Source organism: Sphingomonas sp. P3_C6 (assembly GCF_056402595.1).
Window position 1 is genome coordinate 499449 of sequence record NZ_JBFUHB010000001.1, and the last position, 22369, is coordinate 521817.

A 22369-nucleotide genomic window follows, 5' to 3' on the forward strand; every position below is an offset into this window, starting at 1 on the left:
ACGAACATTCAAGTCTTAGGGTCCGCCTGACGCGCGATGAGCACCCCGTTCGGGGTTGCGCACGGCCGGGAAGCGCTTAAGCGAGGCGCATGCGCGACGACCGGACCGGCCAGATCGTGGTGATCTTCCTCTCCCGGCGCACTGCCGTGGACGATGCAGGCTATGCGGCCGCCGCCGAAGCGATGGACGCGCTTGCGAAGACCCAGCCCGGCTATCGCGGCATCGAAAGCACACGCGGTACCGACCGACACGGCATCACGCTCAGCTTCTGGGCCGATGAGGCAAGCGCGCTCGCCTGGCGGGCGCATCCCGAGCACAAGGCGATCCGCGATCGCGGACGCGATCGCTGGTACGACAGCTACGAAGTGATCGTCTGCGCGGCCGAGCGGTCCTATGCCTGGAAAAAGGGGTGAAAGCGCCCGAGGTCAATCGCGATTTCGCACTGCTGTTCCTGGTGATGCTGACGATCGCGGCTGGCAACACCGCGCTGCAATCGATCCTGCCCGCGCTCGGCCGTTCGCTGAAAGTGCCCGACAGCGCGGTCGCCGCCGCCTTTTCGGTGTCGGCGCTGCTCTGGGTGATCGCAGCGCCCTATTGGGCGAACCGCTCGGACAGGCATGGGCGGCGGGCGATGATCCTGCTCGGCATCGGCGGCTTCTGCGTGTCGCTGCTGCTGTGCGGCCTGTTCCTCGCTGCCGGCATCAATGGCTGGATCAGCGGCACCGCCGCCTTTATCTGCTTCATCGGTGGCCGTCTGATCTACGGCACCTTCGGCGCGGCGGCGCCACCGGCGGTTCAGGCGCTGGTCGCCGGCAGCACCAGCCGTGAGGAGCGCACGCGCGCGCTGACCCTGCTCGGCTCGGCTTTCGGGCTTGGCACGATTCTCGGGCCGGCGATCGCGCCCTTCCTTATCCTGGGCAGCATCGGCGCGGTCGAGATCGGCCTGTCGGGCCCCGCCTTCATCTTCGCGCTGTTCGCCGCCTTCATCTATGTCGCCGTGGTCAAGCGCCTGCCCAACGACCGGACGGCGCAGCCGGGCACGCACGGCGCCGCCAATGCCTATCCCTCGATCGGCGGTCAGAGCACCGGCGCCAGCATCACCGCCGCGATCGAGCCGCACAGCGAGCGGGTCGGTTATTTCGATCCACGCGTCCGGAACTGGATGATCGCCGGGCTGGTGATGGGTCATGCCCAGGCGATGACGAGCCAGGCAATTGGCTTCCTCGTCATCGACCGGCTGAACCTCGCGCCGGCCGAAGCGCTCCAGCCGACCGGCATCGTCCTGATGATGGGCGCGGGCGCCGCGCTGCTCGTTCAATGGGGCATCATCCCGCTGCTCGACATGAAGCCACGCCAACTGATGCTGACCGGCCTGGTCGTCGGCGCGGCCGGGTGTGCGCTCACCGGCATCGCGACCTCGCTCTACGGCATCGCGACCGCCTATGCGCTGGCGTCGATCGGTTTTGGCTTCACCCGGCCGGGCTTCACCGCCGGCTCCTCGCTTGCGGTCGGGCATGCCGCGCAAGGCTCGGTCGCGGGCAAAGTGACCTCGATCAACGGCGCCTCGTTCGTGCTCGGGCCGTCGATCGGGGTCGGGCTATATGAGGCGCAGCACGCACTGCCTTATCTGACAGCGGGTGCCGCGCTCCTTCTGCTGCTAGGCTATTGCTGGTTCGCCTTGCGGGATTCGTCAGTCATTGCCCTTCGGCCCATGGGGACGAAGCTGGCCGGGGGAGATGAAGCCGATCGGCTGGATGGCTGAGGCTTCCTGCTTCAGTCGCGCCGCCATCTGCTCATATTCCCGTTCCATCTCCGGCGTCACCGAAGCGCGGGAATCGGCCAGCGCTTCCTCGAAATGCGCCATCGTCACCTCGGTGGCGGAAAGCGCCTGGCGCAGTGCGGTCAGGCCCGCACGGCGGACCAGGTCTTCGAGGTCGGCGCCGGTGAAACGCTCGGTGCGGCTGGCCATCTCGTCGAGGTCGACATCGGCCGCCAGCGGCATCTTGCCGGTCTGGATCGCCAGGATACGCCGACGACCCGCCTTGTCCGGCACGCCCACATAGACCAGCTCGTCGAATCGGCCCGGGCGCAGCAGCGCCGGGTCGATCAGGTTCGGCCGGTTGGTTGCGCCGATCACCACAACCGACTGGAGTTCCTCCAGCCCGTCCATCTCGGACAGGATGGTGTTGACCACCCGCTCGGTCACCTGGGGTTCGCCCAGCCCGCCACCGCGCGCCGGGACCAGCGAATCGAGTTCGTCGATGAAGATGACGCAGGGCGCCACCTGCCGTGCGCGGGCGAACAGCCGGGCGATCTGCTGTTCGGATTCGCCGTACCATTTGCTCAGCAGGTCGCTCGACTTGGTGGCGATGAAGTTCGCCTCCGCCTCGCGCGCGACCGCCTTGGCCAGCAAGGTCTTGCCGGTCCCCGGCGGGCCATAGAGCAGAAAGCCCTTGGCCGGACGGATACCGAGCCGGCGGAAAGCGTCTGGATCCTTCAGCGGCAGCTCCACGCCTTCCTTCAGGCGCGCCTGGGCCTTGTCGAGCCCGCCGACATCCTCCCAGCGGACACGCGGCGCCTCGACCATCACCTCGCGCATCGCCGAGGGCTGGACGCGCTTCAGCGCATCGAGGAAATCCTCGCGCGTCACGGCCAGCGTATCGAGCACCTCGGGCGGGATCGTCCCTTCGGACAGGTTCAGCCGCGGCATGATCTTGCGCACCGCCTCGATCGCCGCCTCGCGGGCGAGTGCCGCCAGATCGGCGCCGACAAAGCCGTACGTGGTGCGTGCCAGCTCGTTGAGGTCTACCCTGTCGCCCAGCGGCATGCCGCGGGTGTGGATGCCCAGGATCTCGCGCCGACCGCGTTCGTCCGGCACGCCGACCACGATCTCGCGGTCGAAGCGGCCCGGGCGCCGAAGCGCCTCGTCGATCGCCTCGGGGCGGTTGGTCGCGGCGATGACGACGACATTGGCGCGCGCCTCCAGCCCGTCCATCAGGGTCAGCAACTGCGCGACGAGGCGCTTCTCCGCCTCGCCCGACACCTGGCCGCGCTTCGGCGCGATCGAATCGATCTCGTCGATGAAAACGATGGAGGGCGCGTTCTTGGCTGCTTCCTCGAACACCTGGCGCAGCTTGCCTTCCGATTCGCCATAGGCCGAGCCCATGATCTCGGGGCCGTTGATCAGGTAGAATTCGGCAGCGCTCTCATTGGCGACGGCGCGTGCGAGGCGCGTCTTGCCGGTGCCGGGCGGCCCGTGCAGCAGGACGCCCTTGGGCGGATCGACACCCAGGCGCTGGAACAGCTCGGGGTAGCGCAGCGGCAGCTCGACCATCTCCCGGAGCTGGTCGATCGTCTGGCCCATACCGCCGATATCGTCATAGGTGACGTCGGCGCGGCGCGCTTCCTTGGGCTCCTCATATTCGGGGCGCAGCTCGATCTCGGTATTCTCGTCGACATGCACCACGCCCTTGGGTGTGGTCGCAATCACGGCGAGGCGGATTTCCTGCAGCGCATAGGCCGGCGCCCGTAGGAATTGCTGCACGCCCGGCGGCATATTGTCGACGCGCTGCTGCCCGGCCGTCGCGACGACGTCGCCCTGGGTGACGGGACGGCCGAAAAAGGTGCGCTTCAGCGCATTGGACGATCCTTCGAGCCGCAGATTCTGTTGCGCCGGCGCAAATACCACCCGCGTTGCCGGTTTGGATTCGACCTTGCGTACCTCCACGAAATCGCCCGAGCCGGCGCCGGCATTGGCGCGCTGCAGGCCGTCGATGCGGATGATCTCGAGGCCCTCGTCCTCGGCATAGGGCGCGACGGCACGGGCCGGGGTGGTCGACTTGCCGACGATCTCGATCACATCGCCTTCGCCGATGCCCAGCGCCGCCATCAGCGCACGCGGCATATGGGCGAGGCCGCGGCCGCTATCTTCCGGCCTGGCATTCGCCACCTGCAATTTCCGAACGGGCGCTTCGCCATCCGCCATCTATGATCCCCTCGAGAACTCGATGTTGAGCGCGCGAGATAGGATCGTGGTTCCTCAGATACGAGGGGTAGGTCGTCTGCTTCGGATAAGCTACTGGAAGCAGACAAAAAAAGGGCCAGCCCCAAAGGGCTGGCCTTGAAAGTTTTAGGAGAGGATGCCTGAAAGGCCTCCTGCATATGTGGCCAGGCGGGTTATGCTGCAAGTGCGAAAGGAGTCGTTGCGATTGCGTCTGGTGCAATCAATGCTGGCATTTGCGCGAAGGACGATGATAGATTTGATCTTATGACGCAGCGCACAATGCGGGCGTAAAGGGAGCCGTTCCACCATGCGCAGATTGCCGCCGCTGACCGCGATCGAAGCGTTCGTCCAGGTGGCGCGCCTCGGCTCGATCAAGGCCGCGTCGCAGGAACTGGCGCTGTCTCCGCCTGCGCTGAGCCGCCGTATCCAGGCGCTCGAACGTTTTATCGGCAAACCCTTGTTCGATCGACGTCACCAGGCCGTGGTGCTCAACGCCGATGGCGAACGCCTGATCGCGCAGATCGCGCCGGCGCTGGACAGCCTGTCCGATGCCGTCGAGGTGATGACCAGCGGCACCGACGTGCTGCGCCTGCGCCTCGGCATCCTGCCGTTGTTCGCCTCGCAGCGGCTGTTCCCGCGGCTTGCGGAATTGCGTGCGAAACATCCGGAACTGCATCTCGACATCGATACCGCCGCACACGGGCTCGCCCGGCTCGGTGACGGGCTTGATGCGGTGATCGCGCTTGCCCGGGAAATCGACCCTGCCCTGTACGGCAAGCGGCTCGACCGCAATTCCGTCTATGTGATCGGCGCGCGCACATTGATCGAGGGGCCTGATCCGATCACCCGGCCAAAGCAACTCGCCGGTCTTACCGCGCTGGTCCACCGCGACATGCCCGATACTTTCACCGCATGGCGCCGCGCCGCGAAGCTCGACGACCTAGAGCCACTGGCGATCGACCATTTCGATTCGGGCGCGTTGATGCTCGAGGCGGCGGCGCAGGGGCTCGGCATCGCCTTCATGCACGAAAGCCATTTCGAGGACGCGCATGACGACCGGCTGGTCAAGCTGTTCGATATCGAGGTGGAGAGTCCGTACAGCTACTGGTTCGCCTGCCGCCCCCGCGCGCTGGCGCAGCGGCCCGTGCGGCTGTTCCATGACTGGCTGATCGAAACGATCGGCGACCCCGGCGTTTGAACTGAAAAAGCCGCCCCCCTCGCGGGGAGCGGCTTCGAATAAGCAACTGCGCGTCGTTACGCGGCGCGCGCCTTGACGATCTTGCCCGGCTCCCGCGGAGGCTCGCCCTTGGGCAGCGCGTCGACATGCTCCATGCCCGACGTCACTTCGCCCCAGACGGTGTACTGGCCGTCGAGGAAGCGCGCATCGTCGAAGCAGATGAAGAACTGGCTGTTCGCGCTGTTCGGGCTCTGCGCGCGCGCCATCGAGCACACGCCGCGGACATGCGGCTCGCGCGAGAACTCGGCAGGCAGATTGGGCTTGTCCGATCCCGACATGCCGGTGCCGGTGGGGTCGCCGCCCTGCGCCATGAAGCCGGGGATCACGCGGTGGAAGACGACGCCATCGTAAAAGCCGTCATTGGCCAGTTCGACGATGCGCGCGACGTGCTGCGGCGCCAGGTCGGGGCGCAGCTTGATCGTCACGTCGCCGCCGTCGAGCGTCAGGGTGAGGGTTTCGGGGGAATCGGCCATGTCGGGCTCCTGAAGAAATAAGGTCCCCGCACCTAGGGGCGGTCTTCGATATCCGCAATGGCAGGTGACGCAGGATTGGGACGGGCCCGCGTTGACCCGGGGTAGGCGCGGGCCCGCAGACACATCTTCGCGTCCGGTTGCGGACGGTGGAGCGGACGACGGACCGGCGATTTCGGTGCCGTTACAAATCCTGCCATGTTGATTTGGCTTTGGCGCCGCGCGAGGGTAGAGGCGGGCGTCGTCCAGGTTGGGCACGGGCTTTGGGAGGTCAGAATGAGCGAGACCGAACTGACCCAGCCCGACGACGAGGCCGAGACCGGCCAGCTGGACGAGGACGACCGGCTGAAGCCCGAATTCGTCCGTGCCGTGCTCGACGCGGTGGAGGCGGGCGATCCCGAAGCGGCGCGCGCGCTGGTCGAGCCGCTGCACCCAGCCGACATCGCCGACCTGTTCGAGCTGACGCCGCACGAAGAGCGCGCCGACCTGGCCAAGGCGATCACCGACCTGCTCGACGCCGACGTGTTCGCCGAGATGAACGATTATGTCCGCGAGGACCTGATCGACGCGCTCGAGCCGCACCAGGTCGCTGACATCGCCTCTGAACTCGATACCGACGACGCCGTCGCGATCATCGAGGACATGGAGGAGGACGACCAGCGCGCGGTCCTTCGTGCGCTCGATCCGGACGATCGCGCCGCGATCGAGGAGGCGCTGTCCTATCCGGAGGAATCCGCCGGCCGACTGATGCAGCGCGAGCTGATCGCGGTGCCCGAGCATTGGAGCGTCGGCGACGCGATCGACTATCTGCGCGGCCATGAAGAGCTGACGACGGATTTCTGGGAAATCTTCGTCGTCGGTCCGTCGCACAAGCCGGTCGGCACCTGCCAGCTTTCCTGGATATTGCGCGCGCCGCGCACCGTCTCGATCGGCGACGTGATGAAGCGCGAGCAGACGCTGATCCCGGTCGACATGGACCAGGAAGAGGTCGCGCTACGCTTCCAGAAATACGCGCTGATTTCCGCCGCGGTGGTCGATGCCAATGGCCGGCTGGTCGGCATGATCACCGTCGACGACATCGTGCACATCATCCAGCAGGAAGCCGGTGAGGACGTGCTGCGCCTGTCGGGCGCTGGCGACGGCGACATCAACGAGCCGATCCGGCTGACCGTGCGCACCCGCATCACCTGGCTGATCGTCAATCTCGGCACGGCGATGCTCGCCGCCTCGGTGGTGGGGCTGTTCCAGGGCGAGATCGGGCGATTTGCCCTGCTCGCAGTGCTGATGCCGATCGTCTCGGGCATGGGTGGTAATGCCGGCACCCAGACGCTGGCGGTGGTGGTGCGTGCGCTCGCGACCAATCAGCTCACCAGTTCCAATACGCAGCGCATGATCATGCGCGAATTCACGATCGCTGCCGCGAACGGCGCAATGCTCGGCGTGCTGATCGGGCTCGGCACCTATCTCATCTTCGGCAATGCCGATCTCGCCATCGTCATTGCCATGGCGATGGTCATCAACAACCTGATCGCCGGCCTGTCGGGCGTGCTCGTACCCGTCGGGCTCGAACGGGCCGGGGTCGATCCGGCAGTGTCCTCGGCCGTCTTCGTCACGATGATGACCGATGTGATGGGTTTCTTCTCGTTCCTCGGCCTCGCCACCCTATGGGGCCTTGGCGGCTGACCTCCGGCTTCCCAGATCGCTGAGATGCCCGAGAATATCAGCCCGTTGCATATCACCAAGGTCGCCTTCGGCGCCACCGGCGTCGATCATCTCGCCGAGCGACTGCTACTGCGCGCCGAGGCAGGGCCGGTCTTCCTCACCACCCGCTATCTGCCCAAGCGGCATGAGGAGATTGCCGGGCGGGGATCGCTGTTCTGGATCATCAAACACCAGCTCATCGCCCGCTCCCCGATCCTGCAGTTCGGCGAGGCGGAGGGTGGCCGGGTTGCGATCCATATCGACCCGACGCTGATCCTCACCCAGGCTCGCCCCAAGCGCGCGCACCAGGGCTGGCGGTATCTCGAGGATGCGGACGCGCCTGCCGATCTCGATGGCGACATGATGGTGGGCGACCAGATGCCGGCGGCGCTGATGGGCAAGCTTGCCGGGTTGGGGCTGATCTAGGGCTGCTTCTTCTACGCCGAGTCAAACCCCAACCGTTCGTTTCGAGCGAAGTCGAGAAACTTGCCGCTCAGCTCGCCAGTGTGTCCCTACTTCACTCGACACGAACGGAAGGGGAGCTGCTGCTGCTCAAGGCGCAGGCAGCTTGCCGCAGCTGACCGGACCCACCGCTTTCACGGTGCAGGCCGGCTTGCCATAGATGGTGACGGTGCCGATGCCGGTCGAGGTTACGTTGGCGGTGGACCGGGCCGTCGCCTGCATCTGGCCCGGGCCGTCGAGCAACAGGGTCAGATCGCCAGCGCTCAGCGCGGTCGCATCGATGCCGCCGGTGCCGTTGGCGACCAGCCGCACCTTTGCACCGCGCCCGCCAAGCTTCATGGTGCCCGTTCCGTACACCGCCGCATTGAACAGGTCGGCGTCGATCGCGCCGGCGTCGATCGTGCCGTTACCGGTCACCGACAGCTCGATGCGTTGCCCCCTCAGCGGGCCGGTGATGCTGAGCCGGCCGCCTCCGAGCACGGTCGCATCGCGGATCGCCCCAGTCGAAACGCTGATCAACGGCGCCCCCTGGCTGCCGGCAACGGGTTGCTCGCCCCAGCCATTGATGCCGGCACGGACGATCAGCGTCGTTCCCTCCACCCGGATGTCGAGGCCTTCGATCGATCGTGTCGGCCCCTCGGCGCGCGCGCGAGGCGACTGGCCGGTGGTGAGCCGGACCTCGAACGGCCCCTCGACCCGAACGCGCTCGAAGCTGCCGATCGAATAGGTGCGTTCAGCCGCGCTCGCCGAAACGGGCAGGAGCAACAGGGCGATTGCTGACAGGCGACGGATCATCCGCCCGGCATCGCGCCATTAACGATTTCAGGCAAGGTCCAGTATTGAGGCGGCCGTGCGGATCAGCTCGATCCGCTTCCGCATTTCACGTCGCCCGATCCCATTTTTGAGGTCGCGCATTTCGCGTCCGGGCCAAGATCGACATTGCCCGATCCGACCATCGACACCGTTGCGCTACCTTTGACCGTGGCGCGCACGCCGCCCGAACCGGCGATCGAGATTTCCGCACCCTGGGCGGTCAGCGCCGGTGCATCGACCCCGCCCGATCCGGCGATTTTGATGGCCAGCTTCTTGGCATTGCCCTTGACGTTGATGTCGCCCGATCCGGCGATCGAGAATTTCCCGGTCTCGACAGTGATGGCAGCGATGTCGAGTTCGCCCGAACCGGCACTCGATCCGTCGAAGCTCTGGCCCTCGACCCGGTCGACCGCCATGTTGCCCGATCCCGAAATGCTCGCCGCGGCGATGCGCGGCATCGTCACGAAGATCTTCACGTTCCCGTGATCGCCGCCGCTCCAGCTGAAGCCGTCGCTGTTGATCCGCCCGACCCGCAGGGTGTCGCCGACCCGCTCGATCTTGAGCTTGTCGAGCTGTTCCGACGGGCCCTCGGCCCGCACCGAGAAGCCGGTTCCGACACGCACATCGACATCGTCCGATCCGCGCAGATCGACTCCGGTGAAATCAGCCACGGAATAGCTGCGGGTAGTGCCGCTGCCCTGTCCGGTGAGGCCCGGCTTGGAATCGTTGCTGTCCGAATGGTCCGGCGTGAACGAGCAGGCCGCGAGCGGAACCAGAGCCAGCGGAATGGCTGTGATCAGGGCAGCGAGACGCATGATATTCTCCTTGTGTGTATTGGTGAAATAACACACCGAGCAGGAGGACGCAAACAGAAAGGGGCGACCGTCGCCGGTCGCCCCTTGTCGTTCGGATCGGACTCCCGCGATCAGGCGGGCGCCTTGTCCTTGTTGTGGATCGCCGCCGCCTTGCGGAGGATTTCCAGGATCTTTTCCTGAGCGGTCGGTTCGTCGACCTGTTCCATCGCGGCGAGCTCGCGCGCGAGGCGGCTGGTCGCCGCTTCGAAGATCTGACGCTCCGAATAGCTCTGCTCGGGCTGGTCGTCGGCGCGGAACAGGTCGCGGACCACTTCGGCGATCGACACGAGGTCGCCCGAATTGATCTTGGCTTCATATTCCTGGGCGCGACGCGACCACATGGTGCGCTTGACGCGCGGCTTGCCGGTCAGCGTATCGAGTGCCTCACGCAGCGTCTTGTCCGACGACAGCTTGCGCATGCCAACGCTTTCCGCCTTGTTGGTCGGCACGCGGAGAGTCATGCGCTCCTTTTCGAAACGGAGCACATAGAGTTCGAGTTGCATGCCGGCGATTTCCTGCCGTTGCAGCTCGATGACACGGCCAACGCCATGCTTGGGGTAAACGACATAATCGCCGACGTCGAAGGACAGCGCCTTGGCAGCCATTCCGTTGAGCCTTTCCGTGGACTGGTCCCCCTGAGGGTGCGCGTCGGCAGCGGGGCTGCGTGCGCGCGATAAGGGGGTGTTGATTTAAACGTCTCCAGCCGGATGGCGCGAATCCGCGCCTCCGTCCTACTGTATGTAGCAGAGTCGTAATAAAATTACCAGCCGCCGGACGCCCATTGCGGGTCGGCCGTGCGAAAAATAGTATGGAAACGACGAAAACGCGTCTCGATCAGTCGCCGCTACCCGGCTCCGCCGAGAAGTATTTGTCGAACTTGCCGTCTTCGCCCTTGTGCTCATCGGCATCGGCAGGGGTCTGATCGTTCTTGCGCGTAACGTTGGGCCATTGCGCGGAAAAGGTGTTATTCAGCTCAAGCCATTTCTCAAGGCCGCTTTCGGTATCGGGGAGGATTGCCTCGGCCGGGCATTCCGGTTCGCACACGCCGCAATCGATGCACTCGCTGGGATTGATCACCAGCATGTTCTCGCCTTCGTAGAAGCAATCGACCGGACAGACCTCGACGCAGTCCATGTACTTGCACTTGATGCAGGCATCGGTGACGACGTAGGTCATTGCATACTCCCCAACTCGGAACACATGGGTCCGACGAAACGCCTCTCCGGACCGTCCAGGTCCGACGAAACGACCCGTCTGCTATGCCCGGTCGCCGTCCTCGTCAATCGCCCGAAGCCTGATGCGAGACGTTCTCAATGACGAGGTCGGTATAGCAGGCCTGCGCCTCGGGTGCGGGACCGCGCCGCGCGGGCAGCGCCTCGACCCGGATCGCGCGCACCCGGTTGCCCTGCACGAAGGCGAGAACGCTGCCGACGCGCACGCCGACATGGGCACGATCGACCGTCCTGCCGTCGAGCCTCAACCGGCCGTCGCCCGCGACCTTCTGTGCAGCGCTTCGGGTCTTGGCGAGCCGCGCGAACCATAAGAATCGGTCGAGCCGCATCGTCGTGCCCTCGGCACTAGCCATGCGTCGACCTCAGCCCGGCGAGCGCGGCAAAGGCATTGTCGCGCGGCGGCGGCGCCACCTTCGCCCGGGTCAGGCCGCGCCAGACCCAGCGTGGCGCGCCTTCCTGCTCCGGCGCGGTGCGGAAACCGAGGGCCGCCATCAGCCGCGCCAGGGTTTCGGGTGTCACGCCGATCGAGGTGGCGAGCGCCGGATCGGGCGCGAACGGCCTGCGCCCGGCACGCGCGTCATGCGCTGCCCGCGCGATGCGCTCGGCCAGATCGACCCGCACCGCCTGGTTGCCGAGCGGGCGGAACCCGTCGGCGAGCGTCGCCCCCTGCGCGCCGCGTGCAAGCACGCTGGCGCCATCGGGTGGCGCCGCGCCCGGTGGGCGCTCGACCTGTGCTGCGATCAGCATGCGCCGCCACCGTGCCGGTCCGGGCTTCAGCAGCCTCGCGTCGAACAGGTCGAGCGCGCCGATCGTCACGCCAATCGTGCGCAACCGCTTGCGTCCGCCGGCATCGAGCGAATCCACCGCGGCGTCGATCCCGCCGCGCGCGACGATCCCGCCCGCGCCGACGAGTGCGGCGGCCACCGCGCGTAGCGGCGCCGTTGCCGCCGGATCGCGCTGCGCTGCGTCGAGCGCGACCAGTCCCGGCAGGCGCCGCTGGATCTGTCCGGCAAGCCATTCCTCCAGCCGGGTCCGCACCCGGGTCTGCAGCCCCCGATCGAGGCAATCGAGCGACCGGTCGAGCTTTACGCGTGGCCGTACCAGCGACGGGCCAGGTGCCAGTTCGGCCACCTTGAGTCCCTCCCACAGGATCGCGGGCCGGCCGCTGTCGTCGATCGCCAGCGCTGCTTCCCCGGCAGCGGCAAGCTTCTCGCCCCGTCGCGCCCGTTCGTCACCGAGCCGCCGTTCCGCGGCCGCGAGTAGCAGGCGTTTGTCGCCATGCCGCGCGTCGGCCGCGACGGTGAAGCGGAAGCCGTCGAGTCGCCCGATCGCATGCTCCTCGACCATCACCTCGCCCTCGGGGCCGATCGTCACCGGCAGGGCGCCCTTGTCGGCGCCGATCTGGCGCAGCAGCATGGTGGTGCGTTTGTCGACGAAGCGCTGGGTCAGGCTCAGGTGAAGCGCGTCGGACAGCCGTTCCTCCACCGCTGCCGCGCGCGCCGCCCAATGTGCCGGGTCGGCCAGCCAGTCGGGGCGGTTGGCGATATAGGCCCAGCTCCGCGCCGCCGCGATCCGCCCGGCCAGCGTCTCGACATCGCCCGCGACATTGTCGAGACGCGCGATCTCCTCGGCGAACCAGGTGTGCGGGATATGACCGGTGCCCTCGCTCAGATGGCCGAATACCCGCCCGGCAAAGCGCGCATGCGGATCGACGCCGAGCTTGCGGAAATCGGGCAGCCCCGCCGCCGCCCAGAGCCGTTTGACCATCGCCGGCGAACGGACACGGTCGCGGACCCAGCCCTCCTCGGCCAGCCTTTTGAGCACGGCGAGGTCGGTCGCCTGCGGTGCGGCGCGTAATACCCGTTCGGTCGGTCGCGCCTCCAGGCTGGCGATCAGCGCGTCGATGCTGGTCATGTCGGGATCGCCGTCGCGCCAGTAGAGAAAGTCGAGCCGCGGGAAGCGATGCTCCTCGATCGCCAGCACCTCCTCCGGGGTGAAGGCGCCGGGGCCCTCCTCGACCAGCGCGCCGAAGGTGCCGTCGCGCTGGTGCCGGCCGGCGCGCCCGGCGATCTGCGCCATCTCCGCGACGGTCAGCCGGCGCTGACGGTGTCCGTCGAACTTGTCGAGGCTGGCGAACGCGACATGCGCCACATCCATATTGAGCCCCATGCCGATCGCGTCGGTCGCGACGAGATAATCTACCTCGCCGGCCTGGAACATCGCGACCTGGGCATTGCGCGTGCGCGGCGAAAGCGCGCCCATCACCACCGCGGCACCACCGCGCAGCCGCCGCAGCATCTCGGCCACCGCGTAAACCTCTTCGGCCGAGAAGGCGACAATCGCGGAGCGCTTGGGCAGCCGCGAGATCTTGCGCGCGCCGGCATAGCTGAGCGTCGAGAAACGCGGCCGGTTGAGGATATCGATTCCCGGCACCAGCGCCTTGAGCATCGGCCGCAACGCCTCCGAGCCGAGGATCATCGTCTCCTCGCGGCCCCGTGCGCGCAGGATACGGTCGGTGAAGACATGCCCGCGTTCGGGATCGGCGCCCAATTGCGCCTCGTCGATCCCGACAAAGGCCATGTCCCGAGGTATTTGATTGGGGCGTCCGGCCTGCCGGCTTTCGCCCAGCGGCATGCTCTCGACGGTGCAGAGGAACCAGCGCGCGTCCTTCGGGACGATCTTCTCCTCGCCGGTGATCAGCGCGACCTGGTTGGCGCCCTTGATCTTGACCACCCGGTCATAGACCTCGCGGGCGAGCAGCCGCAGCGGAAAGCCGATCATGCCGCTCGAATGGCCGCACAGCCGTTCGACCGCCAAATGGGTCTTGCCGGTATTGGTCGGGCCCAGCACTGCGGTGACCGGACGTTCGGTGTCGCGCTTCATCGTGAAAGCAACATCGTCTGCCGACGGCGCCGACGCAACCTATAGTCGTCGCAAACAATGCTAAGCACATCGAATCTCTGGCTGATTCATGTTAAGCCCCTTGTCGCAGGGCCGCCACGTCTCGCCGCGCGATTGCACTCCAGGGACATTCCTTAATTTGACTTTAGGAGAATGTCGCCACACTCAACCCACCTCGCGCCGGGGGTGTGTTCTATCAGTCGGCGCCGCGACCTGGGGGCGGACAGCCTTTGTTTTTGCGTAATGATCATGGCTTGGAACAGGCGGGTGGCACGGCCACCCTGTCGTTCGGTCGTGCCATCGTCCCGATGGCACAGCCCGGCACGATGGAGCGCCTGCGCGATGCGATCGCCCGTATCGACTGGGCGCCCGATCTCGGCACGCAGATCGGTTCGCTCGACTGGTGGCGTGGGGCCGCCACCTGCGCTGCGCTCTGCACCGCCACCTGGATGCTTGCGCCGAGCTTCGACACGAAGATCATCGGCGCCGCACCACCTGCACTCGAAGGCTCCGACTGGGACGAAGCCCGCGCGCAATCGATCGCACCGCTTGCCTGGGGCGCCGATACCGGGCGCCACATGGCAGCGAACGATCTTGTCGCACCGCTGACCCAGACGCCCGAACGCCCGATCATCGACGTCACCACCCTGTTCGGCAACGGCGACAGCTTCACCCGCGTGCTTCAGCGCGCCGGCGTGTCCGAAAGCGACGCGTCGGCGGCCGCAAATCTCGTTTCCGGTTCGGTCGGCCTTGGCGACATCAAGCCCGGCACGCCGATCGACATGACGCTCGGGCGCCGCCCGAACCGCAGCGTCGCCCGCCCGCTGGACATGCTGTCCTTCCGTGCGCGCTTCGACCTCAATCTCAGCGTGTCGCGCGTGAACGGCGCGCTGACCCTGACCCGCCACCCGATCGTGATCGATCATACGCCGGCCCGTTTCCAGGGCCTGGCCGGCCGCAGCCTCTATCGCTCGGCACGCGCCGCCGGCGTGCCCGCCAAGATCGTCGAGACCTATATCAAGGCGATGGCGACGCGCCTGTCGGTGGGCCGAGACGTTGACGCGGGCGACACCTTCGACATCATCGTCGAACAGGCGCGCGCCGCCACCGGCGAAGTGCAGATCGGCAGCCTGATGTTCGCCGGGCTCGACCAGGGCCGCAAGAAGACCCAGCTGGTCAAATGGAATGATGGCCAATGGTATGAAGCGTCGGGCCAATATGAGCGGCGCGGCACCATGGGCATGCCCGTCACCGGCCATATCACCTCGACCTTCGGCCTGCGTCGCCATCCGCTGCTCGGCTTCACCCGCATGCACAAGGGGCTCGATATCGGCGCTCCCTATGGCGCACCGATCCATGCCGCCGCGGCCGGCGTCGTCGCCTTTGCCGGGCGCAATGCCGGATACGGCAATTTCGTGAAGCTGTCGCATGGCGGTGGCATCGGCACCGGCTATGGTCACATGAGCCGCATCGCCGTCCGCACCGGCACGCATGTCGCGGCTGGCCAGGTCATCGGCTATATCGGCTCGACTGGCCTGTCGACCGGCCCGCATCTCCATTGGGAGGTCTGGAAGAACGGCATCGCGGTCAATCCGCGCTCGATGTCCTTCTCGAGCATGGCGCAGCTGTCGGGCGATACGCTACGCGCGTTCAAGGCGCGCTTCGCCAATCTGATGGCGGTGAAGCCAGGCGCGCACTGAGGCGCGACGCCTTTCGATTGTTGCATTGGGGTAAAGCCGAGCGGCGGAACGGCTCGACGGATCAGCGCCCCTGTGACCGCCAGCGCTTGAGCGTGCGGCTGATGATCTGGTCCTCGTCGCCGACTTCACGCCACAGGTTGGAGAAAAGCGGATCTTCGGAGGCGGGCCGCTTGTTCTCCTCCAGCCCGTCGAACGACACGCGGATCGGGATGGCGACGCCCTCGCCGCAGATGATGCATTCGCGGTTGCGCAGCGCCGGGATCGAATCGAGGAAGCCGCGCGCGCCTTCGGGCATCGCCGCACGGACGAAGGCCTGGTCGCGATCGTTGTTGAGCCGCATCGAGATGATCGTGCCCATCTGCGACAGCACGCCTTCGGCCAGATCGGACGGGCGCTGCGTGATCAGGCCGAGCGATACGCCATATTTGCGGCCTTCCTTGGCGATCCGGCTGAGGATCCGGCCGACCGAGCTGTTGTCGGCATTGCGCTCGTTCGGGATGTAGCGGTGCGCTTCCTCGCAGACGAGCAGGATCGGGCGCTGTGCCTCGCCACGCGACCAGATGGCATAGTCGAACACCATCCGGCTCAGCACCGCGACGACGACCGAGGTGATTTCGGACGGCACGCCCGACACGTCGATGATCGAGATCGGCTTGCCCCCGCCCGGCAGGCGGAAGATGCGTTCGAGGAATCCCGCCATGGTATCGGCGACGAGCATGCCGGAGAACATGAAGCTGTAGCGCGGATCGGCCTTGATCTCGTCGATCTTGGTCTTCAGCCGCAGATAAGGTGCCGTGTCGCCGGCCCGGTCCATCTTGCCCATTTCGAGCTGGATCAGGTTGGTCAGGTCGCTGAGCAGATAGGGGATCGGCGCGTCGACCGTCAGCTTCGAGATTTCCTGCCCGAGCCGGCTCTTGCCGCGGGCCATCAACAGGCATTTGGCCAGAATGTCGGCATCGATCTGATGCTCGGAGCCGCTCGAGGTGATGAACACCTCGCAATGCTCCTCGAAGTTCATCAGCCAATAGGGCATCTGCAGGTTGGACACGTCGAAGATCGCGCCATTGTCCTTGAACGCCGCGCTATATTCGCCGTGCGGATCGACCATCACGATATGGCCCTGCGGCGCGAGCTCGCATATCCGGTGCAGGATCAGGGCGGCGCTGGTCGATTTGCCGGTACCGGTCGATCCGAGCAGGGCGAAATGCTTGCCGAGCATCGCATCGATATAGAGCGCGGCGCGGATGTCCTTGGTCGGATAGACGGTGCCGATCTCGATATTGGCGCGGTCGTCGGCGGCGTAGATCTGTTTCAGGTCGGCGGTGGTGACGGGGAAGACGAGGCAGCCGGGCGTGGGATAGCGCGTCACACCGCGGCGGAATTTATACAGCTTGCCGGTCAGCTTTTCTTCGTCGCCCTCGCCAAGGAAATCGACCAGGGCTGAAATCCGGTCGCCCGATCCGTCGGCGAGCTTGAGCGAGCGGATATTGGCGATCAGCCAGGCATTGCCGACCCGCATCTTGATCTGGCTGCCGACCTGCCCGGCGCTTGCCGCCACCGGGTCGATGCTCTGCGCGGCAAGGTCGAGCGCCTGGGCGTCGAGCATCACCGAGCTGCTCGATCCGGAGATTTCGAACACGATCCCGATGCCGCTGCCCGCCGCATCGGGCAGGGCCGTTCCGGTGCTCGCGGGAGCTGCCCTTTCGAAAGCATGGCTGCCCAGCATTTCAGTCATTCCTCGCTTACCCCGGCGTTCCTCGCACCAGCTATGTCGACGACAGGTAAATATTGGGTGTGCCGGGGTTTTCGGGGACGGATTCCCCAACGATCCGTCCGAATCGGTTGGAAATGTGCCGGAGGGGGAGATTCAGGCGGGCGTGGTCGCTGCGTCACGCTGGAGGCACCAGAAGGGTGCGTCGGGCCAGCGGCGTTGCGCCGCATAGAGGGCCTGGCGACGCCCGGCGTAGATCGCGGCGGCCCGTGCCAACTCGTCGGCATAGTCGGAGCCGGCTTGCCCGGTGATCGCGGCGACGACATGCCGCGCGGCCGCCATGCCCGACCGCAGCGCGTTGAACAGTCCCTGTCCGGCAATCGGGTCGAAGCTCAGCGCAGCGTCTCCGCACGCGACCCAGCCCTGCCCGACCGGTGAGGCAAGGCCGCCATCGCGTGCGTCGCGAAAGACCTGGCCGGGTTCGAACACGGGCTCGCCCAACAAGCCGGCAAGCTGTGGCGCCCCGCCTGCGATGACCTCCCAATGGGCGGGGTCCCGCCGCAATATGGCCGCTTCCTGCGGCGACGTGTGAAAGCCGAAGGCCCACCGCCCATCCCCCAGATGCCCGGCATAGAACCATCCATTCGGCCGTGCCTCGATAATGGTCCGGTCGAGATGGGCATTCAGGGTCGGGTGGCCGTACCGATAGATCGCGACCAGCGACCGGTGGCGACGCCGGTGCACGCCGATCAGCCGGGAAAGTTTGCCGCGCCGGCCGGTGGCATCGACCAGCCAGGATGCGGCGACCCGCCGGCCATCGTCGAACCCGGCGACCCAGCCCAGCGGCGTCCGCTCGAGCGTCGCGATATCGGCGGGGTGGAACGCGGCGCCGCCATCGAGGCTCGCCTGGCGCAACGCCGCGTCGAACCGCCCGCGATCCAGCCGGACCCCGGCGCCATAGGGATCGGCCATGGCGTCGCGCGCGATCATCGTTTCCGAATCCCAGGCGGTCAGCGTGCCGCTGACCGGACGATGGCGCGTCTCGCCCGCCCCGACGACCGACGACAGATCGAGCCGGTGCAACAGGCGGATCGCCGCCCCGGGCAGGGTTTCGCCGATCTTCGGCGGGGCAGGCCCCAGCCGGTCGACGAGCAGGACCGAATGACCCGCTCGCGCCAGCTCGATCGCGGCGATCGATCCGGCGGGTCCGGCTCCCGCCACCAATATGTCGATTCGGCCCAGGCCGCTGCCGTCACTCGCGACGGACACGCACTGACCGGAATGCCTCGAACTGCTCGTGGCTCGCCCAGCCGGCCTTTTCCAGCGGGGTGAGGGGCCGGTCGATCTCGGCGAGCAATGCGGTCGCCTTGAGCGCGCCCTTCTTCAGCTTGCCGGCCGCCAGGTTCTCGACATGGATGATCTCCGGGAAATCCGGGTCGCCAGCGATGCCCGGCCGCGCCTCGACGATTCCCAGCTCGCCGAACTGGGCGATCATCTTCATCATGACGTCCGGGGTGCTGGCCTGGTCGATCGCCCGAAGCCAGGTCGCGCGGCGCTGATAGGCGGCAAGCCGCCGCTCGCGCGGAAGCGAGGTATTCATGACGATGTCGTAATCGTCGGCGGTCAGCACCTGGTTGGGCACGCGGGCCGCCCAGAAGGTCGGCAGATACGGGTCGAAATCCGGGTCGTAGCCCGACCGGCAAAAGGCCGTGTCGCCCTGCCAGGGGATCGCCATCCAGCGAGTCACGCCACCCGGCGGCTGAGCGTAGAGCGGGCCGCCCACCAATTCGACATTGACCGGATTCAGCGTGGATCCGTAATTCGGCTCGGGCTCGCCCACCAGCCGCGCGCGGATGCGGAACGGGGCCGAATAGAGGCTGGCATGGCGCATCGGCCAGGTCATCTCGCATCCGGGATGGAAGGTGTCGGCCAGGCAATAATCGAGCGCCGCACGGTCGAGCGTCCCCGGTTGCTCGGCCAGCGGAACCGAATCGAAGACCGCCGGCGGTGCCTGTTCGGGCCAGTCGGCGATGAAATGCCCCGCCGCCCAGCGGCGCAGCAATCCCTCCTGCAGCCCGGTCATCGGCAGCATGTTGCCGGTGCTGTTCGCCGGGAAACTGCCGAACGCATCGCCGTAGATCCATGGCCAGATATGCGGCCAGCTGACCGGTTCGGCCACCAGCGGCTTGTTCGGGCGGAAACTGTGCAGGATGGCGAGGCGCAGCTCGGCATAGGGGTCGTCGCCCGTGCCGGCCGGCTTGTACGACAGCTTGGCGATCAGATCCGGGTTGGTGAAATCCATCGGCCCGCCCTTGCCGAAATAGGCGGCGAATCCCTTGTTGACCCATTGCAGCCCGGTCAGGCGGTTGAGGATCGGCAGGATATCGCGGGCGAAGGATGGTGTCTCGGGCATGGTCATCAGGCCAGCCTCGACGAACACGTCGCACATCAGGTCGTACATGGTGCGCCAGCTAAGCACGCCGGGCGCGTAATTGGGCGGCGCGACCACCACCCATGCTCCCTCGACCGGAATAGGCCTGCCGCCGATCGATACCGTCGCCGTCACCGGGCCGTCCGACGTGTCATCATACCAGTCGTCGGCATTGTTGAAGCTCGCCGGATTGGCCGGGTCGAACACCGGGGCATGAGTCGGGGACGCCGACTCGCCGGTGCCGCCCAGCACGATCAGCCGGCCCGCCTCGTCGGTGCGGATCTCTCCGAGCGGTACCGTGACCGGCTGCTTTGCCGCTGCCTGGAAGGTCCCGGTATCGAACGCATATTTGGGCCCGGCGGTGTCGCAGCCCGAAATGCTGCGCGGCCCCGGGTCGATCGCCAGGGTGCTGCGGTCCTTCACCTTGCGGTTGCGCAAGGGAAACTGGTTGTCGGGGGCATTGACCGCCTCGGGAATGTCGAGCGCGTACTGGAACTGGTACCACTCCGCCTTGCGGTTCGCGAGGTGCGCGGTCCACATGATCTCGGCATTGTCGGGGGTCAGTTCGCTGAGCACCTCGCCGGCGGCGTTATAGCCATAGAGGCGGAATCGGGCTGCCTGCCGCTTGATCGCCCCCTTCTTGTCCCGATAGGTCTCGGGCGGCGTGTCCGGCCCGGGCGGCACAACCGTTTCCGGTCCGATGAAATACTCCGTCTTGCTGTCGCCGATCCGGGCGATCCCGATCGCCGGATGGATCGCGGCACGTACGACCACCCGGTCGACCTTGTCCGCACCACGAACGCTGCCCGATTTCAGTTTTGCCATTGTCGGTCCCTCACCACGGACTCAGCATAACCCCGCCGCGATGGGGGCGACATCGCATAAGCGACCATAATGACGGCAGTTCGGACCGGATCGACGCCTGGCCCGGTAGCGGCGCGAGTGACGAGGTTCCACCATGTCGCGGGGCGAAGTGTGCTGCCGTCCTTGCAGGCGGGGTAAAGAAGAGACGAAACAGTTGTTCTGACCAGCCCAATTGAGCTCGCCATTCTAGAACCGCCGCGCGATCCATCCCGCGGCCCAGCCGAACAGCACGGACAGCGCCACCGCGGTCAGGCCGTAGGTGAAGGACCAGCGATCGGCCGAGCGCGCCACGAACCGCTCGAAGCCCGATTTGCGGATGTCGATGTCGCGTGTCGCCGCCGCCAGCACGCGTCCGTCGCGGATCAGGAAGGTTTCGGCGGTAAAGCGCCCCACCGGCACACGCGCCGGGATGGTGACCCGGGCGCGGTACAACACGCCGTCGGTGATCTCGACCGCGCCCGGCGCCTCGTAATACAGGCCGGACCGGCGTTTCAGGTCGACCAGTCCGCGCGCGAAGCGATTCTGTTCTTCGGTCGGCGCGCTGCTCGCCGGGGAAAGCTGAAGGCTGTTCAGCCCAAGCTCGTAGATCGCCTGGGTCCGCTCATCGACCAATTGTCCGATCGGTCGTGACGAGGCGATCGCGTAGAAGCTTGGTGCCGAGCGGTAGCGCAGCCGCGCCGCATTGACCCAGATGCCGGCGACCTTCTCCTTCTCGCGCACCAGGATCGACTGGACCGGCCCCTTCACCACCACCACGATGTCGGTCGGCTTGTCGTCGTCGGGCAGGCGGCCGCCTGGATAGAGGATCGCGCCGAACAGCAGCAGCTCGGCGCCGGTGAAGGAATAGGCGATCTCGATATCGCGTTGCGAGACGTCCGGGACGAGCACCGGCTTGGACTGCGCCATCAGGAGTGGCGCCAGCAGCGCGAGGAGCCATCCGCGCTTCACGACAGCTCGACCGAATAGATCTCGTCCGGCCGCCAGCCCAGGCCGAGACCGATGCGGAAAGCGACGAGCAGCACGATGATCGCCAGCGCCAGGCGGAGATATTCCGGCTTCACCTTGGTCGCGAAGCGCGCGCCGACCTGCGCGCCGGCCACCGATCCGAGCAGCAGCAGCGCGGCCAGCACGATATCGACCGCCTTGGTCGTGGTGGCATGGACCATCGTCGCCATGGCGGTGACGAACAGCGTCTGGAACAGCGAGGTGCCGACCACGACCTGAGTGGTCATCCCGAGCAGATAGAGCATCGCCGGCACCAGGATGAAGCCGCCGCCGATACCCAGCAATATCGTCAGGATACCGACGAAGAAGCCGAGCAGCAGCGGCGCGAGCGGCGAGATGTACAGGCCGGAACGATAGAAACGCGTGCGCAGCGGCAGCGCCGCGACCAGTGGGTGGTGCCGGCGCTTGCGCGGGCGCGGCGGGGCGCCGGTGCGGCTGGCACGGATCGCCGTCCAGCTTTCATGGGCCATCAGCCCGCCGATCGATCCGAGCATCAGCACATAGACGATCGCGATCACCGTATCGATCTGGCCGGTCGCCTGGAGCAGCCTGAACAGCCAGCCGCCGAACAGCGACCCGAGCAGACCGCCGGCGACGAGTACCCCGCCCATCTTGGTATCCACCCCGCCGCGGCGGATATGCGCGAACACGCCCGACACGCTGGCGCCGGTCACCTGGCTGGCGGCCGACGCGGCGGCGACCGTCGGCGGAATGCCGTAGACGATCAGCAGCGGCGTGGTCAGGAACCCGCCGCCGACCCCGAACATGCCGGAGAGCAGCCCGACGCCACCGCCGAGCAGGACGATGACGAGCGCGTTCACCGAGAGATTGGCGATGGGCAGATAGATGTCCATTGCCCAAGGCGGATATCCTGTTCGGGGCCCGGCGGAAAGCACAACGCCGATGATCGGCGGAGAATATGACCGGCCGGGGCGGGATGCCGGCGGGAAAGGGCAATTCCCGGCAGGATCGTGCAGATATTCCC

General features: G+C 66.6%; 19 protein-coding genes. 6 read left to right on the plus strand and 13 right to left on the minus strand.

Going from position 1 to position 22369, the window contains the following annotated elements; genetic code table 11:
* Positions 1–89: 89 nt before the first annotated feature.
* Both AC1DT7_RS02470 and AC1DT7_RS02475 read left to right on the plus strand, forming a co-directional pair.
* Positions 90–413, plus strand: a complete 324-nt coding sequence (locus AC1DT7_RS02470; RefSeq protein WP_478033970.1) for an antibiotic biosynthesis monooxygenase family protein — start codon at positions 90–92, stop codon at positions 411–413.
* A 44-nt stretch (positions 414–457) separates the two neighbouring features.
* Positions 458–1762: an MFS transporter gene (locus AC1DT7_RS02475; RefSeq protein WP_478034240.1), complete on the plus strand. Its 1305-nt coding sequence runs from the start codon at positions 458–460 to the stop codon at positions 1760–1762.
* Here the strand turns inward: AC1DT7_RS02475 and AC1DT7_RS02480 are convergent.
* On the minus strand, positions 1691–3985 hold the full coding sequence (locus AC1DT7_RS02480) for a CDC48 family AAA ATPase (protein ID WP_478033972.1): 2295 nt from the start codon (positions 3983–3985) through the stop codon (positions 1691–1693). The two genes, AC1DT7_RS02475 and AC1DT7_RS02480, sit on opposite strands and share 72 nt — an antisense overlap.
* A 325-nt stretch (positions 3986–4310) precedes the next feature.
* Here AC1DT7_RS02480 and AC1DT7_RS02485 point away from each other — a divergent pair, with 325 nt between their 5' ends.
* Positions 4311–5201, plus strand: a complete 891-nt coding sequence (locus tag AC1DT7_RS02485) for a LysR substrate-binding domain-containing protein (RefSeq protein WP_478033974.1) — start codon at positions 4311–4313, stop codon at positions 5199–5201.
* 56 nt (positions 5202–5257) lie between these two features.
* Here the strand turns inward: AC1DT7_RS02485 and AC1DT7_RS02490 are convergent, their stop codons facing one another.
* Positions 5258–5713, minus strand: coding sequence for a peptidylprolyl isomerase (locus AC1DT7_RS02490; RefSeq protein WP_478033975.1), 456 nt, complete (start codon positions 5711–5713; stop codon positions 5258–5260).
* Between the two features lie 273 nt (positions 5714–5986).
* Between AC1DT7_RS02490 and mgtE the strand changes: the two genes are divergently transcribed.
* Positions 5987–7393 carry a magnesium transporter gene (mgtE, locus tag AC1DT7_RS02495; protein ID WP_478033977.1) on the plus strand — a complete coding sequence of 469 codons (1407 nt, stop codon included), beginning with the start codon at positions 5987–5989 and terminating at the stop codon, positions 7391–7393.
* 24 nt (positions 7394–7417) lie between these two features.
* On the plus strand, positions 7418–7837 hold the full coding sequence (locus AC1DT7_RS02500) for a DUF1489 family protein (protein ID WP_478033979.1): 420 nt from the start codon (positions 7418–7420) through the stop codon (positions 7835–7837).
* A gap of 126 nt (positions 7838–7963) precedes the next feature.
* Here AC1DT7_RS02500 and AC1DT7_RS02505 read toward each other — a convergent pair whose 3' ends face one another.
* The 6 genes from AC1DT7_RS02505 to AC1DT7_RS02530 form a co-directional block, all read right to left on the minus strand.
* On the minus strand, positions 7964–8668 hold the full coding sequence (locus AC1DT7_RS02505; protein ID WP_478033980.1) for a head GIN domain-containing protein: 705 nt from the start codon (positions 8666–8668) through the stop codon (positions 7964–7966).
* A 62-nt stretch (positions 8669–8730) separates the two neighbouring features.
* Positions 8731–9501 (minus strand): head GIN domain-containing protein, encoded by a 771-nt coding sequence (locus AC1DT7_RS02510; RefSeq protein ID WP_478033981.1) that lies wholly within the window; start codon positions 9499–9501, stop codon positions 8731–8733.
* Positions 9502–9611: 110 nt separating this feature from the next.
* A complete protein-coding gene (locus tag AC1DT7_RS02515) occupies positions 9612–10145 on the minus strand; it encodes a CarD family transcriptional regulator (RefSeq protein ID WP_372856581.1) in 534 nt (177 codons plus the stop codon).
* Positions 10146–10374: 229 nt separating this feature from the next.
* Positions 10375–10716 carry a ferredoxin FdxA gene (gene fdxA, locus AC1DT7_RS02520; protein WP_478033983.1) on the minus strand — a complete coding sequence of 114 codons (342 nt, stop codon included), beginning with the start codon at positions 10714–10716 and terminating at the stop codon, positions 10375–10377.
* Between the two features lie 103 nt (positions 10717–10819).
* Positions 10820–11125 carry an RNA-binding S4 domain-containing protein gene (locus AC1DT7_RS02525; RefSeq protein ID WP_478033984.1) on the minus strand — a complete coding sequence of 102 codons (306 nt, stop codon included), beginning with the start codon at positions 11123–11125 and terminating at the stop codon, positions 10820–10822.
* A complete protein-coding gene (locus tag AC1DT7_RS02530; RefSeq protein WP_478033986.1) occupies positions 11118–13655 on the minus strand; it encodes a helicase-related protein in 2538 nt (845 codons plus the stop codon). Before AC1DT7_RS02530 ends, AC1DT7_RS02525 begins: the two co-directional genes overlap by 8 nt.
* 272 nt (positions 13656–13927) lie before the next feature.
* On the opposite strand from AC1DT7_RS02530, the gene AC1DT7_RS02535 reads away from it, so the two are divergent.
* Entirely contained in the window at positions 13928–15373 is a 1446-nt protein-coding gene (locus AC1DT7_RS02535) for a peptidoglycan DD-metalloendopeptidase family protein (RefSeq protein ID WP_478033987.1), read from the plus strand.
* Positions 15374–15434: 61 nt separating this feature from the next.
* Here AC1DT7_RS02535 and AC1DT7_RS02540 read toward each other — a convergent pair whose 3' ends face one another.
* The 5 genes from AC1DT7_RS02540 to AC1DT7_RS02560 form a co-directional block, all read right to left on the minus strand.
* Positions 15435–17108, minus strand: a complete 1674-nt coding sequence (locus AC1DT7_RS02540) for an ATP-binding protein (protein WP_478033989.1) — start codon at positions 17106–17108, stop codon at positions 15435–15437.
* 132 nt (positions 17109–17240) lie between these two features.
* Positions 17241–18353 carry an FAD-dependent monooxygenase gene (locus AC1DT7_RS02545; RefSeq protein WP_478033991.1) on the minus strand — a complete coding sequence of 371 codons (1113 nt, stop codon included), beginning with the start codon at positions 18351–18353 and terminating at the stop codon, positions 17241–17243.
* The gene (locus AC1DT7_RS02550) at positions 18337–20340 is read right to left on the minus strand and encodes a LodA/GoxA family CTQ-dependent oxidase (protein WP_478033993.1); all 2004 of its coding nucleotides are present in this window, start codon (positions 20338–20340) and stop codon (positions 18337–18339) included. The genes AC1DT7_RS02545 and AC1DT7_RS02550 overlap by 17 nt, the downstream gene beginning before the upstream one ends.
* A 225-nt stretch (positions 20341–20565) precedes the next feature.
* The gene (locus AC1DT7_RS02555) at positions 20566–21285 is read right to left on the minus strand and encodes a TIGR02186 family protein (protein WP_478034241.1); all 720 of its coding nucleotides are present in this window, start codon (positions 21283–21285) and stop codon (positions 20566–20568) included.
* A 38-nt stretch (positions 21286–21323) separates the two neighbouring features.
* Positions 21324–22238, minus strand: coding sequence for a sulfite exporter TauE/SafE family protein (locus AC1DT7_RS02560; RefSeq protein WP_478033995.1), 915 nt, complete (start codon positions 22236–22238; stop codon positions 21324–21326).
* Positions 22239–22369 lie beyond the last annotated feature (131 nt).

Bases quoted from the DNA above. Each gene is read 5' to 3' on its own strand.
- mgtE (WP_478033977.1), top strand. From the start codon at position 5,987: ATGAGCGAGACCGAACTGACCCAGCCCGACGACGAGGCCGAGACCGGC.
- AC1DT7_RS02530 (WP_478033986.1), bottom strand. From the start codon at position 13,655: ATGAAGCGCGACACCGAACGTCCGGTCACCGCAGTGCTGGGCCCGACC.
- fdxA (WP_478033983.1), bottom strand. From the start codon at position 10,716: ATGACCTACGTCGTCACCGATGCCTGCATCAAGTGCAAGTACATGGAC.
- AC1DT7_RS02470 (WP_478033970.1), top strand. From the start codon at position 90: ATGCGCGACGACCGGACCGGCCAGATCGTGGTGATCTTCCTCTCCCGG.
- AC1DT7_RS02500 (WP_478033979.1), top strand. From the start codon at position 7,418: ATGCCCGAGAATATCAGCCCGTTGCATATCACCAAGGTCGCCTTCGGC.
- AC1DT7_RS02515 (WP_372856581.1), bottom strand. From the start codon at position 10,145: ATGGCTGCCAAGGCGCTGTCCTTCGACGTCGGCGATTATGTCGTTTAC.
- AC1DT7_RS02555 (WP_478034241.1), bottom strand. From the start codon at position 21,285: ATGGCGCAGTCCAAGCCGGTGCTCGTCCCGGACGTCTCGCAACGCGAT.
- AC1DT7_RS02550 (WP_478033993.1), bottom strand. From the start codon at position 20,340: ATGGCAAAACTGAAATCGGGCAGCGTTCGTGGTGCGGACAAGGTCGAC.
- AC1DT7_RS02540 (WP_478033989.1), bottom strand. From the start codon at position 17,108: ATGACTGAAATGCTGGGCAGCCATGCTTTCGAAAGGGCAGCTCCCGCG.
- AC1DT7_RS02475 (WP_478034240.1), top strand. From the start codon at position 458: ATGCTGACGATCGCGGCTGGCAACACCGCGCTGCAATCGATCCTGCCC.
- AC1DT7_RS02525 (WP_478033984.1), bottom strand. From the start codon at position 11,125: ATGGCTAGTGCCGAGGGCACGACGATGCGGCTCGACCGATTCTTATGG.
- AC1DT7_RS02560 (WP_478033995.1), bottom strand. From the start codon at position 22,238: ATGGACATCTATCTGCCCATCGCCAATCTCTCGGTGAACGCGCTCGTC.
- AC1DT7_RS02485 (WP_478033974.1), top strand. From the start codon at position 4,311: ATGCGCAGATTGCCGCCGCTGACCGCGATCGAAGCGTTCGTCCAGGTG.
- AC1DT7_RS02505 (WP_478033980.1), bottom strand. From the start codon at position 8,668: ATGATCCGTCGCCTGTCAGCAATCGCCCTGTTGCTCCTGCCCGTTTCG.
- AC1DT7_RS02510 (WP_478033981.1), bottom strand. From the start codon at position 9,501: ATGCGTCTCGCTGCCCTGATCACAGCCATTCCGCTGGCTCTGGTTCCG.
- AC1DT7_RS02490 (WP_478033975.1), bottom strand. From the start codon at position 5,713: ATGGCCGATTCCCCCGAAACCCTCACCCTGACGCTCGACGGCGGCGAC.
- AC1DT7_RS02480 (WP_478033972.1), bottom strand. From the start codon at position 3,985: ATGGCGGATGGCGAAGCGCCCGTTCGGAAATTGCAGGTGGCGAATGCC.